Raw genomic sequence first — 17,514 nt, forward strand, 5'->3', positions numbered from 1 at the left:
GAATGCCGTCCGCCGCCGGATACGACGGGACGCCTTCGACCCGCGGGCCGTGGCCATGCGACAAGCCTTCTCTTGCAACGACCGACGACCCTTGGGGTGGCGGGGAAGAATCGTGTCTTCACCCGCCCGGTCAACAGTCGTACGAATGAACGGGTGCGTGAAGGTCTCAGCCCGCGTCCGGCGCCAGACCCAGCTGCGGGTCGAGGGCTCCGCTGAGCACCGGGGTGAGCAGCCCGAGCTGAGGCTTCGCCAGGCCCGGCAGCCCGGCGAGCCCGTTGCCGCGCGGAGCCTCCACCGGGTTGCCGACGACGGCGCCCGGGGTGGCCGCCTTCATCTCCGAGTGCGGGCTGCTGAGCAGGGCGCGACCGGGCTCGCTGCCCTTGAGGAGCTCGGGCAGCGGCGCGTCGACGACGGTCTCCGGCAGGGTGCCGGCCAGCGGGACGCTGGGCAGGGTGACGTCCGGGAGCGCGCCGACGCCCTTCTGGAAACCGGTGGGCGCGCCGGGCATCGGGACGGGAACGCCGGTCGCCACGGTCGGCGCGTCCATCGGCAGGACCGGCTCCAGGCCCTGCAGCGGGACGATCACCGGAGCCTCGACGGCGGCGGCGGGAGAGACCAGGGCGGCGGAGGCGAACGCGGTCATGAGGAGCCCCATGCCGGCGTGAGAACGCAGAGTCATGTGAGGAGAACGAGCCCCTCGGCCGAAACGTCGCGGGACTAACCCGTGTGCAGCAACGCGCAGGGCCCTCACCGGTGAAGGCGAGGGCCCTGGTTGACGCGGTGCCGGCGGGCGGGGTCAGTGCCGGCGGGCGAGCCGTCCGCCGCGGAGGTAGACGACGCCACCGCCGATGACCAGCGCGGCACTGATCGCGGCCGCACCCATGAGCGCGGGGTCCATACCGGTCCCGGGCAGCTCCCCACAATCGTGGTGGGGGCCCTGCTCACAGGTGGGGTGATCGGTCGGGTGGCCGGTCGGGTGGTCAGTGGGGTGATCGGTCGGGTGGCCGGTCGGGTGGCCCGTGGGGTGCCCGGTGGGGTGTCCCGTCGGGTGTCCCGTCGGGTGACCCGTGGGGTGCCCGGTGGGGTGACCGGTGGGGTGACCCGTGGGGTGGCCGGTCGGGTGACCCGTGGGGTGCCCGGTGGGGTGGCCGGTCGGGTGACCCGTCGGATGACCCGTGGGGTGACCCGTCGGATGACCAGTCGGGTGACCCGTCGGATGACCCGTCGGATGACCCGTGGGGTGGCCGGTCGGGTGACCCGTCGGATGACCCGTGGGGTGACCCGTGGGGTGGCCGGTCGGATGTCCCGTCGGGTGGCCGGTCGGGTGGCCCGTGGGGTGCCCGGTGGGGTGTCCCGTCGGGTGGCCGGTCGGGTGACCCGTGGGGTGCCCGGTGGGGTGTCCCGTCGGGTGGCCAGTCGGGTGACCCGTGGGGTGCCCGGTGGGGTGACCCGTCGGATGACCCGTCGGATGACCCGTGGGGTGACCGGTCGGGTGACCCGTCGGCCCCGGCCCCTCGCCGTAGCCGCCCGGTTCGTCGCCGTAGCCGTCGGAGTCCTCCGCGTGGGCGCAGAGGTCTCCGACGGCCGCAGCGGCGACGCCGCCGAGCTCCAGGTTGCCGCAGACGTCCGCCGGCAGGGTGGACCGGACGTGGCCGGCCGTGCCGGAGCCGGGCCTGTCGCCCGTATGGGTGTGGGAGTTCGCGGCCAGGGCGAAGCCCCCGCTCAGCGACAGGATGCCGGTCGCTGCCGCCGCGGTGAGTACTTTCCTGCTGATGATGGACCGCATACCGCTCTTCCTCTGGAGAAAGGGAGAGACCGGCGAGGATCCCCCCTCGCTCCGACCGGCCTGATCCGCACCGACGTTCACGTGGGATCGGCCAGAGGGTATGGGTCGGCGCCCGGCGCACAGCCGGGGCCACACGGCAGCTGATCAGAAAATCATTCGATCAGCCGACCGTGAGGAACAGCGGCTCTCAGGACCGCCGCAAGTGCCCGTGGGGCAGGTGTCGATGAGGTGACGTCAGCCACCGAGCGGGAGGCCACCCAGCAGCGAGCCGCCCTTGGTGGCGTTGTTCAGCTGGTCCGCCGCCTTCGTGACGGTCTGGACCGGGGAGCCGTCCGTGGTGCTGCTCAGCATGTCGCTCTTGAGCCCGTTGGCGGCGATCGCTTCGAGGCCACCGTTCAGGCTGGTGGGGGTCAGCGCCTCCGCGGCCATGGCGGGCGCGGCGGCGCCCAGGGCCATCAGCGAACCGGCGACGACTGCGGCGACCTTGGTGGGCTTCATGGAGTGAATCCTTCCTCTGTGCTTTCAAGTCACGTTCTGTACAGGGTTCTTGGCCGAATCCGGTACATCGTTCTGCTTCTGTAACGAGGAGTGAGCGCGCCGGAAACTCCGGGAGGAAGGATTTCTCGGTACTGCACCCGATCGATGCGGGCCGGTGCTATTTGCCGATCGCGCACGCCCGTACCGGCCCGGCGGAGGCCGGGCCGGTACGGGGTGGGGGGTGCTACCCGGCGGGCAGCGGGAGCTCGACCGGCAGCTCGGGCACCGCGGGCAGCTCGGGCACCGCGGCCGGAGACTCGACGGGCGGCTCGACCGGCAGCTCGGGCGCGGTGACGGGCAGCTGGGGCGCGGTGGCCGGGACCTCGGGCGCGGTGGCCGGCGCCTCGGGCGCGATGCCCGGGAGTGCCGGGAGCTTGGGCAGTGCGCCGAGCACGGTGCCGAGGGCCAGGTCGACCAGCGAGGTCAGCGTGGAGGTGACCTGCGGCACGAGTCCGCCGGCTCCGGAGGTGACGGTGGCGAGCAGGCCGGCGATCGCCTTCTGGACGCTCGTGAGGGCGTCGGACACGACGTCCGTCGGCGCGGCCGGGAGATCGAGGGCGGGGGTGTCCGGGAGAGGCGCGTGCACGGCCCGGTCGGCCGGGGAGGACGGGGGATGTTCGTCGGCGAAGGCGGTGCCCGCCGCGCCGAGGGTGAGGGCGGCGGATATCGCCAGGGCGGTGAGGCGGCGTGTGGCCAGGGGACGCATATGTGTTCCTTTTCCTTATGCGTCGGACAACTGCTCTCTCACGGTGCCTGCGGGTATAGCCCTCCGCAACCGCGGAACTACGGAGCGCCACGCCCCCGTTCGGGTGAATCCGCCCCCGGACCCTGCCCCCGGAGGGGCGTACGCCGTTGCACCGGGCGGCGCACGAGGGTGCGCCCGAACGAGTACCGGACCAGTGGCGGCAAGGAAAAAGCCGGTGCGCCCACCCAGGCGGGGGGCGCACCGGCTTCGGAAGGACCGATCAGGCGTGCCAGATCAGGCGTTGATGCAGGTGTTGCCGAAGGCCGGGTTCAGCGCGCCGATGACGCTGACGGTGTTGCCGCAGAGGTTGATCGGAACGTGGACCGGGACCTGGACGACGTTGCCGGAGAGGACACCGGGGGACTTCACGGCGGCGGCCTCGGCGCCGGCGTCGGCGGCGGCGACACCGGCGGCACCGGCGACGGTGGCGGCGGCGGTGGCGGTCAGGGCAACGGCCTTGGCGATACGGGACATGGGGAGGCGCTCCTCGGTCGATTTCATCCAACTCGGACTGCGCGGGCTGTTCGGCCCGACTCCTTCAACAACGCCCCGGCTTTTCATCGGTTGCTCTCCCGAACGGGTGACGTTCAACAGATCTTTGGGCCATAAGAGGGCCATTGGAGGGACTGGGCGTGGAATGGCGCAACACGCTCAACGAGGAACCGGCGGCCTGGATACGGGAGTTAGCGTTTCCGGGCATCTAATGCTTACTATCGCTCCGCATCGGGGTTATAACGTTCCCGAACGTTGCTTCCGGGCCCGCCGCGCGTTCATCCATTTCGTGCGGACGACACCTTCCTCTCCCCCGGCCTACTCGGGTCTTCCCTCCCTTCTCTCATCAAAGCGGAGAACCTGTATGCGGAATTCAGCGGTTCTTGCTGTGCGTCGCAGCGTGTTGTGCGCCTTGTCGTGTGCGGCCCTGACCGCCGCGCTGCCCGGCGCCTCCGCAGCCGCGCCCCGGCCCCGGGAGGCGGCCCGCGTCCCGTTCGCCGCCCGCCACCAGGCCGTCCAGCACGGGGGGATCGTGCGCGCCGCCAACACCTCGGTGAAGGGTGCGAAGGGCACCGAGTCGGTCAACGACGGGGCCTCGATCCGGTACGTCGACGTGGACGACGACCCCCACACGTACAACTCCAGCCGCGCCGAGCTCGCGGTGCCGGCGGGTGCCCGCGTCACCTGGGCCCGGCTCTACTGGGGCGGGAACCTGCGGGTGGGCGAGCAGAAGCCGCCGAAGGACGACGGCCGCGTCCTGATCGCCGAGCCCGGGGGGCGGTACAAGGCGCTGTTCGCCGACTCCGTGATCGGCCACCGCACGGCCGACGGCGCCGACGCCTTCCAGGCCTCCGCCGACGTCACGGAGCTGGTCCGCCGCTCGCACCCGGGGCTGTGGACCGTCGCGCAGGTCAATGTGGCGATGGGCCGTTCCCCGGTGGGCGGCTGGGGCGGGTGGACGCTCGTCGCCGCGTACGAGAAGGCCTCGGAACCGCTGCGCAGGATCAGTGTCTGGGACGGTTTCCAAACGATCGGTCCGCGCGCCGGGGAGCTGCGCGTACCGGTCGACGGAAACCGTTTCCCCAAGGACACCCGGGGTCGTCTCGGGCTGATCGCCTATGACGGTGACCGCGGGACTTCCGGGGATTACCTGACGGTGGAAACGAGCCGTTCGAAGAGCACCCGTCTCTCCGATTCCGCCAATTCCGCGGACGACGTGCTGAACTCCACCGTGACCGAATTCGGCGCCGGTCGTACCGTACGCCGACCGGATCGTACGAACACCCTCGGATACGACTCCGACGTGTTCGACCTGCGGGGAGCGCTGCGCGCCGGGGGCGACCGGGTCCACGTCCGGGTCGGCAGCCGGAAGGACACCGTCTGGCTCGGCGCGGTCTTCCTCCAGGCGGACGTCCGGCGCTGACGTGCTGTCACCATCCGACACGGGCCTCGGGTCCGTCACCGTCCTGCACGCGGTCCAGCCCGGCGACGGCGGGGTCGCCCGCGTCGTCGTCGACCTGGTCCGCGCCCAGCGCGCCGCCGGCCTGCGGGTCGCGGTCGCCTGCCCGCCCGGCACCCGGCTCTCCGCCGACGTCCGCGCCGAGGGCGCCGAGACCCACGACTGGCGGGCCGGCCGCGACCCCGGCCCCGCCGTCCTCCGTGAGACGCGGGAGCTGGCCCGGATCGTCCGTACGGTCCGGCCCGGACTCGTCCACGCGCACAGCGCCAAGGCCGGTCTGTGCGCCCGACTCGCCGTCCGGGGAAGGATCCCGACGGTGTACCAGCCGCACGCCTGGTCCTTCGAGGCGGTCGAGGGGAGGACCGCCGCGGTCGCCCGGCGCTGGGAGCGGTTCGGCGCCCGCTGGGCGGACCGGATCCTCTGCGTGAGCGAGGCCGAGCGCCGTACCGGCGAGGCGGCCGGGATCGCGGCGGACTGGTCGGTCGTCCACAACGGCGTGGACACGGCCCGGTTCGCCACCGACGGGCCGCCCCGCGACGCGGCGCCCACGGTCGTCTGCGTGGGCCGGCTCTGCCGGCAGAAGGGGCAGGACGTCCTGCTCGCCGCCTGGCCCGCCGTCCTCGCGGACGTGCCCGGGGCCCGGCTCGTCCTGGTCGGCGACGGCCCGGACGCCGAGGCGCTGCGGGCCGCCGCCGGCCCGTCGGTGCGGTTCACGGGGGCCGTCGAGGACCCGGTGCCCTGGTACCGGGCCGCCGACGTGGTCGTCCTGCCGTCCCGCTGGGAGGGCATGGCCCTCGCGCCCCTGGAGTCCATGGCCGCCGGCCGGCCGGTCGTCGTCAGCGACGTGGACGGCGCGCGCGAGAGCCTCCCGCCCGCCCACGAGCCCCACTGCCTGGTCCCGCCCGAGGACCCGGCCGCGCTCGCCGCCGCTCTGGGCCGCCTCCTCGGCCGGCCGGAGCTGCGGCACCGCCTGGGCCGCGAGGCCCACGAACACGTACTCAGCAGATTCGATGTCCGGCGCACCGGCGCGGCCGTCGCGGACCTCTACCGCGAGCTGGCCGGAGTGCGGGGGGCCGAGCACAGAGAGCCGATTGCGCAGTGACCACGGAAAGCACCAGCGTTCCCTCCTCGCCGGGCCCCTGGCCCGCGGCGGGCCAGACCTTCGGCCTCGCCTCCCTCGCGCCGCGCCGCGGGACGCCCGACCGGCTCGCGCTGCCGCGCCACCGGCGCGAGCGGCCGCGGTCCGGCGTGGCGGCGCTCGTGGCCGTCGACGCCCTGGCCGTCCTCGCCGCCGCGTCGGTGCTGAGCGCGGCGCACCACGACGTCCGGCTCGTGCTGCCGGTCGTGGCGGTCGTCCTCGTCCTCGACGGACACGCCGGGCTCTACCGGCCGGCCGCGCACACCCGGGCCCTCGACGAGCTGCCCGCGCTGGCCTCCCGCGCCGGATTCGCCTGGTGCCTGGCGGCGGCCGCGGTCGCCGCGTACTCCCCCTCCCTGGCGATCGGACCGCTGCGGCTCGGCGCCGCCTACGGCACGCACGTCGCCCTGGTGTGCCTGGTCCGCTCCGTGCTGCTCGGGCGGCGGCGCCGGATCGCGCGGAAGCGGCCCCGCTCGGCGCTCGTCATCGGCGGGACGGGGGCCGCGCGCCGGTTCGCGGCGGCGGCCGCCCAGCACCCCGAGTACGGGGTGCGGCCGGTGGGGATCGTCGGCGTGCCGGAGCAGGGCGGCGCTTCCCGGACGGCCGGGGAGGCCGGGCTGCCGGTGCTCACCACGACCGAGGAGATCCACCGGGCTGTCATCCAGAACACCGTGCGCGACGTCTTGTTCCTCGACGACGACCCGGGGCTGGTGTCGCTCTTCCAGCAGTACGGCTGCGCCACCTGGCGGGTCGGCGGCCGGCACCAGGACGGGCCGATGGGCGCGCACCTGTGGGGGTACGCCTGGCACCGGATCGTCCCGCTGCGCGAGCGGCGCGGGCGGGCCGCGAAGCGGGCCCTCGACATCGTGCTGGCCGCCCCCGCGCTCGCGCTCGCGCTGCCGGTGCTGCTGCTGTGCGCGCTGGCGGTGCGGCTCTCGGACGGTCCCGGGGTGCTCTTCCGGCAGGAGCGGGTGGGCCAGCACGGGCGCCACTTCACACTGCTCAAGTTCCGTACGCTGCGCCCCTCCGACGACACCGAGTCGGCGACCCGCTGGAACGTGGCGGGCGACCGGCGGATGAGCGCGGCCGGGAGCTTCCTGCGGAAGACCTCCCTGGACGAGCTGCCGCAGCTGTGGAACGTGCTGCGCGGCGACATGAGCCTGGTCGGCCCGCGGCCCGAACGGCCTTACTTCGTCGCCCAGTTCAGCAAGATCCACGCGGGGTACGCGGCCCGCCACCGGATGCCCGTGGGGCTCACCGGTCTTGCGCAGGTGCACGGGCTGCGCGGCGACACCTCGATCGAGGACCGCTGCCGCTTCGACAACCACTACATCGACCACTGGTCGCTCTGGCAGGACGTCTGCATCCTGCTGCGCACGGCGGCCGGGCTCGTCCGGCCCACGGGGAGCTGAGGATGGCCACGGCCGTGACGGCGCCGCACTCCGGTGCGGACGTACGGGACCTGGCCCGTCGGGTCGGGGCGCTGTCCCCGGTCCTCGCCGTGGTCGCGCTGCTGCTCGTCCCGGGCGGCGGCGGCACGCAGGGCGGCACCGGAGGGACGGGGACGGTCGCGGACGCGGCCTCCGGGCTCCTCGTCCTGATCTGTCTGGTGCGGGTGCTGCGCGGCGGGGCCCGGCCGCTGACCCGGGCGGCGGCCGTCGTCCTCGGCCTGCCGGTGCTCGGGATCTGCCTGGCCGCGATCACCTCGAACGACCCGGCGGCGAGCCTGCCGGGCGTCGCCCGTTACCTGCAGGTCTTCGTCCTCGTCCCGGCGGCGGTGCTCCTGACGATCCGCGACCGGCGGGACTTCGCCGTGGTCGCCTGGGGCCTGGTCGCGTTCGCGCTGCTCCAGGGCGCGGTCGGCGTCGTCCAGTACCTGACGGGCACGGGCGCCTCGTACCAGGGCGAGGACATCCGGGCCGTCGGCACCTTCGGGGCCACCGACGTGATGGGCATGGCGACGGTCGTGGCGTACGGGCTGGTCGTCGTCACCGGGATCGCGCTCGGCAGCGGCCCCGGCCGCGTCCGCACGGTCGCGACGGTCTGCGCGGGGCTCCTCTTCGTCCCGCTGGTGCTGTCGTTCAGCCGGGGCGCGTGGATCGCGACCGTGCTCACCTGCGCGGTCCAGCTGCTGCTCGCCGGGGTCCGGCGGGCGGTGCGGGTGGCGCTCGCGGCGGCCGCGCTCGGGGTGGTCCTGGTCGGCGGCCTCGGGATCGGTTCGGAGATGGTGGAGGAGCGGGTCGCCAGCATCACGCAGGTGACGGCCGCGCCGGACCAGTCGGTGACGGACCGGTACACGATGTGGGCGGCGGCCGGGCGGATGTGGCGCGCGGAGCCGGTCACGGGCGTCGGCCTCAAGGGCTTCCCCCGGTACCGCGACTCGAACGCCTCCCTCGCGCTCTCCTCCGGCAGCGACACGGCCGGCGCGGGCGCCGCCTTCGCGCGCCAGCCGCTGCTCTCCCCGCACAACATGTACCTCCTGGTGCTGAGCGAGCAGGGTCTGGTGGGTCTCCTCGCCCTGACCGGGAGCTGGGTGGCGCTGCTCGTCGGCGCGCTGCGGCGGCAGCGGCTCGGCGCGGACCGCGCGCTCGTCGCGACGGGCCTGCTCGTCTGGCAGCTCGTCGACTTCTTCTACGCGGACATCGGCGGCCCCTCGACGGTCCTGATGTCGGTGGTGTTCGGCCTGGCGGCCTGGTGGTCGCTGGCGGAGGTGAGGCGTGCGTGACCCGTGGGCCGGGGAACCGGAGCCCACGGACGCGCCGTGGGCGGCCGGGCCGCGCCCGGCGCCCCGGCCGCCCTGCGGCACCCCGCTGACCGACCCCTGGCAGGCCTCGCCTCCGGGCCCCACGGACTCCCTGTGGGCCCCGGAGGCCGTCGTGCTGCCGGGGGCGGGCACCGCGGCCGCTTCGGTCACGGGCGGGGCCGGTTCCACCGGGCTGCTCGCCGGGGCCCGGCGCGTGGCCCGCCGCCCCGGTGACACGGGCCCGGGGCGGCCCGTAAGGCCTCCGGTGTCCGCGCGGGTGCCGGGCGGCCCGGCCCGTCCGCGCGGTCGCCGGGCGCACGCACGCACGCGCGTGGCCCGTGCCGGGGCCCCCGGGGGCGGCGGGTTCCTGGCGAGGGCGGCGGCCGTGACGGCGGGGCTGACCGCGGCCGGGGCGGTCCTCGGGCTCGTGCGGGACCAGATCATGGCCGGGTACTTCGGGGCGGGGGCCGGGACGGACGCGTTCCTGGTGGCGTGGACGGTGCCCGAGTTCGCCTCGACGCTGCTCATCGAGGACGCGATGGCGCTGATCCTGGTGCCCGCGTTCTCCCGCGCCCTGGCCCGCCGTTCGGCCGGCCTGCCCGGCGACCCGGTGCGCGAGCTGGTGCGCGGGACGCTCCCCCGGATCGTCCTCGCCCTCGGGCTCGCCGCCGTCGTCCTGATCGTCGCGGCCCCGCTGCTCGTGGCCGCGCTCGCGCCGGGGTTGCCCGACCCGGGGCTCGCCGTCGACTGCACGCGGCTCACCGGGACCTGCGTGCTGTCCTTCGCCCTGGTGGGGTACTGCTCGGCGGCGCTGCGGGCGCACGGCCGGTTCCTGCCGCCGGCGGCGATCTACGTGGCGTACAACACGGGGATCATCGGCACGATCCTGGTGCTGCGCGAGCCGTGGGGGGTGCGGTCCGCCGCCGCGGGGGTCGCCGTCGGCGGGGTCCTGATGGTCCTCGTACAGGCCCCCTCGCTGCTGCGCGCGCTGCGGGCGCCCGGGCGGACCCCCCGGCCGAAGGCGCCGCCCGCCCCCACCGGCGAGGGCCGCGTCCTGGTCCTCGGCCTGATCGCGCCCGTCGTCGCGTTCTCGCTGTGCCGCCAGTCCCAGACCCTGATCGAGCGGTTCCTCGCCTCGCCGCTGCCCGCCGGCGCCATCTCGCACCTGAACTACGCGCAGAAGGTCGCGCAGATGCCGATGATCCTCTCCCTGATGCTGTGCACGGTCAGCTTCCCGGTGGTGGCCCGCGCGCTCGCCGCCGGCGACCCGGAGGCGGCCCGCCGCCGGGTCGAGCGGGATCTGCTGCTCGCCGCGGTCGTCGTGCTCGTCGGCTCCTCGACGGTCATCGCCGCCGCCCCCCGGATCGTGGAACTGCTCTTCGAGCGGGGCGAGTTCACCGCCGCCGACACCACCGCCACCGCCGCCGTCATGCGGGTGTACGCGCTCGGTCTGCTGGGCCAGACGATGGTCGGCGCCCTCGTCCGCTGCTACTTCTCCGCCGCCCGCCCGCTCTGGTACCCGGCCGCCGCCATGGCCGCCGGGCTCGCCACGACCGCCGCCGCCGGCGTTCCCGGCGCCCACTACTGGGGCGCGGTCGGCATCGCCGCCGCCAACGCCCTCGGCATCACCCTCAGCGCCGTCCTGCTGCTGCGGGGCGCGCACCGCCAGGCCGTGCCGGTCCACGTCGACCGGCTCGGCGAGGGACTGCTCCGGCTCGCCACCGCGAGCGCCTGGGCCACCGGCGCCGGCTGGCTCTGCCAGCTGGCGATCGGCTCCGCCGTCCTCGCCGTCGCCGTCGCCGGCCTGGTCGTCGCCGGCGTCTTCCTGCTGTTCATCGCCTGCGCCGCCAAGGCGCCCGAGATCCCGCCCCTGCCCCGCTCCGCCTTCCGGAGGACCCCCCATGCCCGCCGCCACCGCGCCGCGCCGTCCGCTGCCGAAGCCGCCCCTGTGGAAGCCGCCCCTGTGGGTGGCGATGTACCACTCGATCACGGACACCGCTGACGATCCGTACCGGGTGACCGTCTCCCCCGTGCGCTTCGCCCGGCAGCTGCACTGGCTCGGCGACCGGGGGCTGCGCGGGGTGTCGGTGCGGGAGCTGCTCGCCGCCACCGTCGAGGGGCGCGCCGAGGGGCTCGTGGGCCTGACCTTCGACGACGGGTACGCGGACTTCCTCGACTCGGCGCTGCCGCTGCTGCGCCGGCACGGGTTCACGGCGACGGTGTACGTCCTGCCGGGCCGCCTGGGCGGCGAGAACGGCTGGGACGCGGACGGGCCGCGCAAACCGCTGCTCGACGAGGACGGCATCCGGCGGATCGCCGACGCCGGCATGGAGGTCGGCTCGCACGGCCTGCGGCACGTCCCGCTGACCGAGGCCGACGACACGACGCTCGCGGCCGAGACCCGGCACAGCCGTGAGCTCCTGGAGGAGATCACTGGCCGGCCGGTGGACGGTTTCTGCTATCCGTACGGACGGGTCGACCCGCGCGTGATCCGCGCCGTGCGCAAGGCCGGCTACCGCTACGGCAGCGCGATCGACCCGGGCCCGCACACCGGCACGTACGCCCTGCCCCGCGTCCACATCGGCGAGCAGGACACCTCCTGGCGGCTCGCCGCCAAGCGGGTCCTGCACCCGCTGCGCCGCCGCCACCCCGTCGACCTGCTCCCCGTCCCGTACGGCCCGGCCCCGGTCGGTGCGCCGTGAAGGTCCTGCACGTCATCACCGGGCTCGGCATCGGCGGCGCCGAGCAGCAGCTCCGGCTGCTGCTCCGGCATCTGCCGGTGAGCGGCGGGGTGGTCACGCTCACCAACCCGGGCGCGGTCGCCGCGGGCATCGAGGCCGACGGCACGCCCGTCACCCACCTCGGCATGGCCGGGAACCGGGACCTCGGGGCGCTGCCCCGGCTCGCCCGGATCGTCCGGCAGGGCCGCTACGACCTCGTCCACACGCACCTGTACCGGGCGTGCGTGTACGGCAGGGCGGCGGCGAGGCTCGCCGGGGTGCGCCGGGTCATCGCCACCGAGCACTCGCTCGGCGAGACCCAGATCGAGGGCCGGCCGCTCTCCGCGGGCACCCGCGCGCTCTACCTGGCGTCCGAGCGGCTCGGCACCTCCACGGTCGCCGTCTCGCCCAGCGTCGCCCGCCGGCTCGCGGACTGGGGCGTGCCGCCGGACCGCGTCCGGGTGGTGCCGAACGGCATCGAGACCGACCGGTTCGCCTTCGACGCGCGCGGCCGGCACCTCGCCCGGGGCGTGCTCGGCATCCCCCGGGACGCGTACGTCGTCGGCGGCGTCGGGCGGCTCACGCCCGGGAAGCGGTTCGACCGGCTGGTCCGGGCGGTGGCCTCGGTGCCGGAGGCCCGGCTGCTCCTCGTCGGCGAGGGCGAGCACCGCGCGGAGCTGCTGCGGATCGCCCGGGAGTGCGGGGCCGCCGACCGGGTCCTCCTCGCCGGGGCCTGCGAGGACCCGCCGGGCCCCGGGGCGCTCGGTCCCTCGCTACCCGAACTCCTCTCCGCCATGGACGTGTTCGTGTCCACCTCCCCCGACGAGGCCTTCGGGCTCGCGATCGTCGAGGCGCTCGCGGCGGGCCTTCCCGTGCTGTACGCGGCCTGCCCGGCGATCGACGACCTGTCCCCGGACGCGGCACCGGGCGCACGCCGGATCGGCGGCTCCGTGCCCGAGCTGATCTCCGCGCTGCGCGGCGTCCTGGACGCCCGGCCCGCCCGGCTCCCGCTGCCGGCGGCCGCCCGCCACTACGACATCGCGCACAGCGCACGGCAGTTGATGTCCCTCTACGACCAGGCCGTCCACGGCATCCCCTCCCCCGCGAAGTGAGAGAACCCGTCCGATGAACACCACCCCACCCCGTGCCCTCCTCCCCGCCGGCCTGCGGTCCCCCGGCCGTTGGGCGGTGCTGCCCGCCGCCGTCCTCGCCGGGGCGGCCCTCGGCGGCGGCTACGGAGCCGTGAAGGCCCCGGAGTACGCGGCGACGAGCTACGTCATCGTCGTGCCGGCCGAGAAGGCCGACCCGGCGGCGGCGGTCGGCTTCGCCCAGGCGTACGGGCGGGTCGCCACCGACATCGCGGTGACCGGCGACGCCCAGGTGTGGGCCGGGGTCACCGCCGACACCCTGCGGAAGAACGTGCAGGCCGAGACCTCCCCGGACGCGCCGATGATCTCGATCACCGCACGTTCGGCGAAGCCCGCCCAGGCGGTCTCGATGGCCGACGGGGTGGCCCGCGCGCTCGTCCTCGACAGCTCGCACGTGGCGGGCAGCACGGGCGTGAAGGTGGTCCAGTTCTCCCGCGCGACCAAGCCCGTCTCGCCCGTCTCGCCCTCCGCGCCGCTCTCCGCGCTCGTCGGCGGCTGCGCGGGCGGTCTCCTCGGCGGCCTGGTCCTCCTGGTCCGCCCGAGGCGTCCCGCCGCGCGCGGCGAGGCCCGGCACTCCCGGCAGGCGACCGCCCCGGCCGCGTCCGCGGCGGTGCCCGCCCCGACGGCCGCCGCGCACCAGCCGGAGGCGGTGTGAGCGCGGGAACCGTGGTCGACCGGCGAGCCCTGCGGAGCGAGATCTGCCGTGAGGAGGAGGAGTTCGGGCGGCTTTCGGCCGAGTGGACGGCACTGTACGGGCGTTGCTCCTCCGCCACCCCCTTCCAGTCCCACTCCTGGCTGCACTCCTGGTGGCTCTCGTACGGCCGGCCCGGTGCGCTGCGGGTGGTGCTCGTACGACGGGAGAGCGGCGAACTCGTCGCCGCCGCGCCCCTGATGCGGGGCCGCGGGCCGCTGCCCGTCCTCACCCAGCTCGGCGGCAGCATCACCGACTTCACGGACGTCCTCCTCGACGACGCCTGCCCGGAGGCGGCGCCCGCCCTCGCCGGGGCCGTCGCGCGGGCCGCCCGGGGCGCGGTCGTCGACCTGCGGGAGGTCCGGCCCGGGGCGGCCAGCGAACGCGTCTTCGCCCACTGGCGCGGCCCGCGCCGCCGGCTGCCCGACTCGCTCTGCCTGGAGCTGCCCGCCGTCCCCATGGAGGGGCTCCTCGAACGGATCCCGTCCGGGAAGGCCCAGCGGGTCCGCGCCAAGCTGCGGAAGCTGGACGCGCTCGGCATCGACGCGCGCGTGGTGTCCGGCGAGGAGGTCCCCGCCGCCCTCGACCGGCTCCTGAGGCTCCACCGGCTCCAGTGGCAGGGCCGGGGCGTGACCGCCGAGCACACCAGCGAGCGGTTCGCCCAGCACCTCGCCCGTGCCGTGCGGCCCATGGTCGAGCGCGGCGACGCGATGGTCACCGAGTTCCGGCTCGCCGGGGACGTGGTCGCCGCCGACCTGACCCTGATGTCCCCGCGGCTCGCGGGCGGCTACCTGTACGGCGCCGACCCGGCGCTGCGCGCCCGCAAGGTCGACGTGGCGACGATGCTGCTCCGGCACGGGGCGCGCGAGACCAGCGCGGGCGGGCGGGCCACGCTGAGCATGCTGCGGGGCAGCGAGTCGTACAAGCAGCACTGGCGGCCCGAGCCGGTGCGCAACCGCCGCCTGCTCCTCGCCGGGCGCGGTACGGCCCCGCTCCTGTGGCTGCGCGCGGGCGCGGCGGACGCCCGCCGCTGGGCGGCCCGGCAGGCGCGGGAACGGGCTTGGGTGGGGCGGCTGCTCGGCCGCGGCGGCGGTGGCGGATGATCTCCGCCACCGCCGGCGTGACGGGCGTCAGAAGGGCCAGACCCCCGTCAGGGTGTCCTTCCAGTCGAAGTCGACCTCGTCCTTCCAGTGCTCCTCGGGGACGCAGACGGTCCCACCGAGCCAGTGCTCCACCCACGAACCGAGGTCCACGGTCCAACAGCCGGGCTCGGGCTTCGGTTCAGGCTCGGGCTTCGGTTCCGGCTTGGGCTCAGGCTTCGGTTCCGGCTTGGGCTCAGGCTTCGGTTCCGGCTTGGGCTCAGGCTTCGGTTCCGGCTTGGGCTCAGGCTTGGGTTCCGGCTTCGGTTCGGGCTTCGGTTCCGGCTTCGGCTCGGGCTTCGGCTCGGGCTTCGGCTCAGGCTTGGGTTCCGGCTTCGGCTCGGGCTTCGGCTCGGGCTTCGGCTCGGGCTTCGGCTCGGGCTTCGGTTCCGGGATCGTCGGGTCGACCGGGTCCGTCGGGAGTTGCGGTTCCGTGCCGTACAGCATCTGGCGGAACACCAGCGACGACCGCGGGTTGTCGTCGCACTGCCAGACGCCGTGCGGGCAGTAGTCGGTGATCGTGTGGTACAGCGGCTTGTGCTGCCTCATCCATTCCAGCATGCGCCGCATGTATTCCGGGTTGTCGCCGTTCCGGAAGAGCCCCCATTCGGGATAGGAGATCCGCTTCCCGTGCTCGGCGGCGAAATCGACCTGCTTCTGGAGCCCGTACGGTTCGCTGACGTGCCGGTCGAAACTGCTTCCGGACGGCTGGTCGTACGAATCCATGCCGATGATGTCGACGACGTCGTCGCCCGGGTAGCACTCGGTCCACGGAATCGCGTCGAGGCCGCGGCTCGGATTGAAGTCGAACCGGAACTTCTGGCCCGGCACGGAACGCATCGCGGTGACGATCCGGTTCCAGTACTTCTTCCACGCCGTGGGGTCGGGGGCGCACCGATGGCTGTAGGTGGTGCCGTTCATCTCCCAGCCGAGGACGAGGACGGTGTCCCTGGCGCCCTGTTCGACGAGGCGTTCGGCGAGGGTCGTGAAGTGGTGGTCGTAGTACCCGGCGGCGCCGAGCTGGAGCTGGCGGCGGACCTCGCGGTCGGAGAGGCGGGCCTCGTTGCGCTCCAGCATGGGCACGTTGAGGACGAGCATGCGGTTGACGCGCTCGTTGCGCCAGTCGGCCCAGGCCTCCAGGAAGCCGGGGGTCCCCTCGATGTTCGACCAGAGGTCGCCCGGGAGGTAGGTGTGGGCGACGCGGAGCTCGTGGCCGCCGAGCCACCGTTCGAGCTGCCTGATGCGGGTGACGCCGAGCCTGCCCGAGTCGAGGAAGGCGCCCATGGCGCCGGTGGCGGCCGGCCCGGGGTCCGTCGTCGCGGATTCGGCGGCGTGGGCGGGGGCGGAGAGCGCGACTGAGCCCGAAGCGAGGAGACCGGCGGTGAACACCCCCAGCCACGTTCTCGATCTTCTCCGGTATGCAGATGCCATGGCCACTCCTTCGCGTAGTACGCCATTTGATGATCCGTCAATCCGATCTTCCGAAAGTATTCCTAATGGGCCGACCGTGAACTCGGCTTCCCTTGATCAGTAGTCCATTAGAGGATTTCATCGCCCAGTTGGGGCACCGAGATGAAGGGCATGCCGTGCCGCGCCGTCAGCGTTTCGACACCAGCGTCCCCGCCGTCCTCGTACGGCTCGACCGGAATCCCTTCCATCACGGCACCCTCGGCGCCGCGCGTTCGCTGGGGCGGGCGGGAATTCCGGTCCACGCCGTCATCGAATCGAGCACCAGTCCGGTCGCCCGTTCCCGTCATCTCCGCTCGGTCCGCGTCCGCCCCGGGACCGACTCCGCCGCCGAGCTCGCCTCGCTCCTGACCCGCGTCGCGGACGAGATCACTGACGACCCGTCACATCCCGTCCTCGCCGTGCCCCTGGACGACGTCAGCGCCCTCGCCCTGGCCCGCCGCCGCTCCTCGCTCGCCCCGCGCCTCCTGCTGCCCGAGCAGACCGAGGAGCAGCTCCTGAAGGTCGCGGACAAGGCGGAGCTCGCCGAGACCTGTGCGGGCCTGGGCCTGCCCCACCCCCGCACCGAGCTCCCCGAGGACGCCGACGAGGCCGCCGCCATGGCCTGGTCGCTCGGCCTTCCGGTGGTCGCCAAATGGAGCCGCCCCTGGCTGCTCCCGGCCGGCGGCGGGCTGCGGAGCACCTCGATCGTGCGCTCCCCGGCCGAGGTGCGGGAGCTGTACGCCCGCACCCCGGAGGCCGGCAGCCGGCTGCTGCTCCAGGAGCTGCTGCCGGCGGGCCGGGACCTCGACTGGTTCTTCCACGGGTACGTGGACTCCACGGGCCGCTGCGCGCCGGGGGCGACCGGGCGCAAGGAGCGCTCCTGGCCGGACGGCGCCGGGCTCACGGCCTCCGGCCGCTGGACGGTGAACCCGACCGTCGAACGGACGGCCCGCGACCTCCTCGACGCGCTGGGCTACCGGGGCGTGTGCGACCTCGACTTCCGGCTGAACAGGGCGACCGGCGCGTACCACCTGCTCGACTTCAACCCCCGGCCCGGCGCCCAGTTCCGGCTCTTCACCGACCCGGACGGCCTGGACGTGGTCCGGGCGCTGCACCTGGACCTCACCGGCCGCCCCGTACCGCCGCACTCCCCCGTGTACGGCCGCCGGTTCCTGGTCGAGAACTACGCGGCGCTCTCGCTGCTCGCCTCCCCGCGCCGCCGGTACGCCCCCGAGCCCGGCGCGGGCCGGGGCCGGACCGAGTGCGCCTGGTTCGCGGCCGACGATCCGGCGCCCGCGCTCGCGATGGGCGGCGCCTGGCTGGCGCACCTGCTGCGCAAGGCCCTCGCCGCGCTCCGCCGGGCGCTCGCGTCCCGCCGTACGCCCCCGGCCGTCACCGCGGCCGCGCCTCCGGCCCGCACCTCCGTCGACCAGCTCACCCCCCGATGAACGCGGAAGGCACGATGTC

At 74.6% G+C, this 17,514-nt stretch carries 15 protein-coding genes; 10 read left to right on the forward strand and 5 right to left on the reverse strand.

Annotation, left to right across the window (positions count from 1 at the left end; genetic code table 11):
* Window positions 1–166: 166 nt before the first annotated feature.
* The 4 genes from ACIGW4_RS10515 to ACIGW4_RS10530 all read right to left on the reverse strand — a co-directional run bounded on the left by ACIGW4_RS10515 (window position 167) and on the right by ACIGW4_RS10530 (window position 3,542).
* Window positions 167–679 carry a hypothetical protein gene (locus ACIGW4_RS10515; protein ID WP_359588912.1) on the reverse strand — a complete coding sequence of 171 codons (513 nt, stop codon included), beginning with the start codon at window positions 677–679 and terminating at the stop codon, window positions 167–169.
* A 1,341-nt stretch (window positions 680–2,020) separates the two neighbouring features.
* On the reverse strand, window positions 2,021–2,284 hold the full coding sequence (locus ACIGW4_RS10520) for a hypothetical protein (protein WP_123455156.1): 264 nt from the start codon (window positions 2,282–2,284) through the stop codon (window positions 2,021–2,023).
* A 223-nt stretch (window positions 2,285–2,507) separates the two neighbouring features.
* Entirely contained in the window at window positions 2,508–3,029 is a 522-nt protein-coding gene (locus ACIGW4_RS10525) for a hypothetical protein (protein WP_398707180.1), read from the reverse strand.
* A 273-nt stretch (window positions 3,030–3,302) separates the two neighbouring features.
* Window positions 3,303–3,542 (reverse strand): chaplin, encoded by a 240-nt coding sequence (locus ACIGW4_RS10530; protein ID WP_123455153.1) that lies wholly within the window; start codon window positions 3,540–3,542, stop codon window positions 3,303–3,305.
* 382 nt (window positions 3,543–3,924) lie between these two features.
* Here ACIGW4_RS10530 and ACIGW4_RS10535 point away from each other — a divergent pair, with 382 nt between their 5' ends.
* From ACIGW4_RS10535 to ACIGW4_RS10575, 9 genes are all read left to right on the forward strand, one after another.
* A complete protein-coding gene (locus ACIGW4_RS10535; protein ID WP_399579728.1) occupies window positions 3,925–4,983 on the forward strand; it encodes a DUF3344 domain-containing protein in 1,059 nt (352 codons plus the stop codon).
* A 1-nt stretch (window position 4,984) separates the two neighbouring features.
* Window positions 4,985–6,121 carry a glycosyltransferase gene (locus ACIGW4_RS10540; RefSeq protein ID WP_398707176.1) on the forward strand — a complete coding sequence of 379 codons (1,137 nt, stop codon included), beginning with the start codon at window positions 4,985–4,987 and terminating at the stop codon, window positions 6,119–6,121.
* Window positions 6,118–7,569, forward strand: coding sequence for a sugar transferase (locus ACIGW4_RS10545; protein ID WP_399579730.1), 1,452 nt, complete (start codon window positions 6,118–6,120; stop codon window positions 7,567–7,569). Before ACIGW4_RS10540 ends, ACIGW4_RS10545 begins: the two co-directional genes overlap by 4 nt.
* Window positions 7,570–7,571: 2 nt before the next feature.
* Window positions 7,572–8,882, forward strand: coding sequence for an O-antigen ligase family protein (locus ACIGW4_RS10550; protein ID WP_398707172.1), 1,311 nt, complete (start codon window positions 7,572–7,574; stop codon window positions 8,880–8,882).
* A gap of 283 nt (window positions 8,883–9,165) precedes the next feature.
* A complete protein-coding gene (gene murJ / locus ACIGW4_RS10555) occupies window positions 9,166–10,902 on the forward strand; it encodes a murein biosynthesis integral membrane protein MurJ (protein ID WP_398707715.1) in 1,737 nt (578 codons plus the stop codon).
* On the forward strand, window positions 10,802–11,602 hold the full coding sequence (locus ACIGW4_RS10560) for a polysaccharide deacetylase family protein (RefSeq protein WP_123455144.1): 801 nt from the start codon (window positions 10,802–10,804) through the stop codon (window positions 11,600–11,602). Before murJ ends, ACIGW4_RS10560 begins: the two co-directional genes overlap by 101 nt.
* Window positions 11,599–12,732: a glycosyltransferase gene (locus tag ACIGW4_RS10565; protein ID WP_399579734.1), complete on the forward strand. Its 1,134-nt coding sequence runs from the start codon at window positions 11,599–11,601 to the stop codon at window positions 12,730–12,732. Before ACIGW4_RS10560 ends, ACIGW4_RS10565 begins: the two co-directional genes overlap by 4 nt.
* Before the next feature lie 13 nt (window positions 12,733–12,745).
* Window positions 12,746–13,423, forward strand: a complete 678-nt coding sequence (locus ACIGW4_RS10570; protein ID WP_123455140.1) for a lipopolysaccharide biosynthesis protein — start codon at window positions 12,746–12,748, stop codon at window positions 13,421–13,423.
* Complete coding sequence (locus ACIGW4_RS10575; RefSeq protein WP_399579736.1) at window positions 13,420–14,562, forward strand: GNAT family N-acetyltransferase; 1,143 nt, start codon at window positions 13,420–13,422, stop codon at window positions 14,560–14,562. The genes ACIGW4_RS10570 and ACIGW4_RS10575 overlap by 4 nt, the downstream gene beginning before the upstream one ends.
* 27 nt (window positions 14,563–14,589) lie before the next feature.
* Here ACIGW4_RS10575 and ACIGW4_RS10580 read toward each other — a convergent pair whose 3' ends face one another.
* The gene (locus ACIGW4_RS10580; protein WP_399579739.1) at window positions 14,590–16,029 is read right to left on the reverse strand and encodes a glycoside hydrolase family 26 protein; all 1,440 of its coding nucleotides are present in this window, start codon (window positions 16,027–16,029) and stop codon (window positions 14,590–14,592) included.
* A 155-nt stretch (window positions 16,030–16,184) separates the two neighbouring features.
* Here ACIGW4_RS10580 and ACIGW4_RS10585 point away from each other — a divergent pair, with 155 nt between their 5' ends.
* Window positions 16,185–17,495, forward strand: a complete 1,311-nt coding sequence (locus ACIGW4_RS10585; RefSeq protein WP_398707163.1) for an ATP-grasp domain-containing protein — start codon at window positions 16,185–16,187, stop codon at window positions 17,493–17,495.
* Window positions 17,496–17,514 lie beyond the last annotated feature (19 nt).

The organism is Streptomyces sp. NPDC053513, assembly GCF_044544765.1.
Taxonomy (GTDB): Bacteria; Actinomycetota; Actinomycetes; order Streptomycetales; family Streptomycetaceae; genus Streptomyces; species Streptomyces litmocidini.

Excerpts from the sequence above, each read along its gene's own strand:
- ACIGW4_RS10515 (WP_359588912.1), bottom strand. The coding sequence starts at position 679 with ATGACTCTGCGTTCTCACGCCGGCATGGGGCTCCTCATGACCGCGTTC.
- ACIGW4_RS10520 (WP_123455156.1), bottom strand. The coding sequence starts at position 2,284 with ATGAAGCCCACCAAGGTCGCCGCAGTCGTCGCCGGTTCGCTGATGGCC.
- ACIGW4_RS10525 (WP_398707180.1), bottom strand. The coding sequence starts at position 3,029 with ATGCGTCCCCTGGCCACACGCCGCCTCACCGCCCTGGCGATATCCGCC.
- ACIGW4_RS10530 (WP_123455153.1), bottom strand. The coding sequence starts at position 3,542 with ATGTCCCGTATCGCCAAGGCCGTTGCCCTGACCGCCACCGCCGCCGCC.
- ACIGW4_RS10535 (WP_399579728.1), top strand. The coding sequence starts at position 3,925 with ATGCGGAATTCAGCGGTTCTTGCTGTGCGTCGCAGCGTGTTGTGCGCC.
- ACIGW4_RS10550 (WP_398707172.1), top strand. The coding sequence starts at position 7,572 with ATGGCCACGGCCGTGACGGCGCCGCACTCCGGTGCGGACGTACGGGAC.
- ACIGW4_RS10560 (WP_123455144.1), top strand. The coding sequence starts at position 10,802 with ATGCCCGCCGCCACCGCGCCGCGCCGTCCGCTGCCGAAGCCGCCCCTG.
- ACIGW4_RS10570 (WP_123455140.1), top strand. The coding sequence starts at position 12,746 with ATGAACACCACCCCACCCCGTGCCCTCCTCCCCGCCGGCCTGCGGTCC.
- ACIGW4_RS10580 (WP_399579739.1), bottom strand. The coding sequence starts at position 16,029 with ATGGCATCTGCATACCGGAGAAGATCGAGAACGTGGCTGGGGGTGTTC.